The sequence below is a fragment of the Tepidimonas aquatica genome (genome assembly GCF_007556585.1).
GTDB lineage: Bacteria > Pseudomonadota > Gammaproteobacteria > Burkholderiales > Burkholderiaceae_C > Tepidimonas > Tepidimonas aquatica.
Genome location: NZ_VJNA01000084.1, coordinates 1 through 1,060 on the forward strand (window position 1 = coordinate 1; position 1,060 = coordinate 1,060).

Annotated in this window: 1 protein-coding gene; it reads left to right on the top strand. The window is 65.8% G+C overall.

Annotated features, from left to right (window positions below):
- Positions 1-1,060 (top strand): IS5 family transposase (locus tag Taqua_RS13060; protein WP_144326995.1); only part of this gene is annotated, 1,060 nt, incomplete at both ends.

Genomic DNA, 1,060 nt, shown 5'->3' on the forward strand with positions numbered 1-1,060 from the left:
AGCGCTGGGCCGAGACCCCCACCTGGCAGTATTTCTCTGGGCAGGCGTACTTTGAGCACCGGCTGCCCTGCGATGCGACGACCTTGGTCAAGTTTCGCCAACTCCTGGGCGAAGAAGGGGTGGAGGAACTTTTAGCGCAGACCATCAACGTGGCAGCAGCCCTCGAGCTCATCGAGGGCAAGGACTTGAGGTGCGTGGCGGTGGACAGCACCGTGCAAGAGAAGGCCATCACCTACCCCACCGACAGCCGGCTGCTGGAGACGGCGCGCACCAAGCTCGTGCAGGCGGCCAAGGACCTGGGGATCAAACTCAAGCAGACTTTTCAGCGTGAAGGCCAAGCCCTGGCGCGCCAGGCGGGGCGCTATGCGCACGCACGGCAGTTCAAACGCCTGCGCCGAGTGATGGCGCGGCAGCGCACGATCGTGGCGCGCTTGGCGCGCGAGATCGAGCGCAAGGTTGCGCACGCCGGGCAGGCCCTGTGGCAGTCGCTGCGCGAGGCGCTCGACAAGGCGCGACGCATCGTGGCGCAGAGCGCCCAGCGTGGCCGTGTCGATGGCGAGCCCAAGCTCTACAGCTGGCACGCCCCGGAGGTCGAATGCATCAACAAAGGCAAGGCGCGCAGGCCATACGAGTTCGGGGTCAAAGTGGGCGTGGCCAGCACCCTCGAGGGTAACCTCATCGTCGGTGCCCGCGCCTTCCACGGCAACCCCTACGACGGTCACACCCTTGCCGAGCAGATCGAGCAGGCCACGATCCTGATGCAGGACACGGGCGTCAAGCCGGAGACGGCCTTCGTCGATCTGGGCTACCGCGGGGTGGATGCCGACAACCCCGAGGTGTGCCTCGTGCATCGGGGCAAGATGCGGCGCCTGAGCGCCAAAGCGCGCCGGCAGCTCAAACGCCGCCAGGCGATCGAGCCCATCATCGGGCATCTGAAACAAGACCACCGCATGGGGCGCTGTCACCTCAAGGGTGAGATGGGCGATCGGCTGCATGCGGTGCTGTGTGCTGCAGGCTACAACATCCGGTGGCTGCTGCGCATGATCGTCAAGAAGGGCAT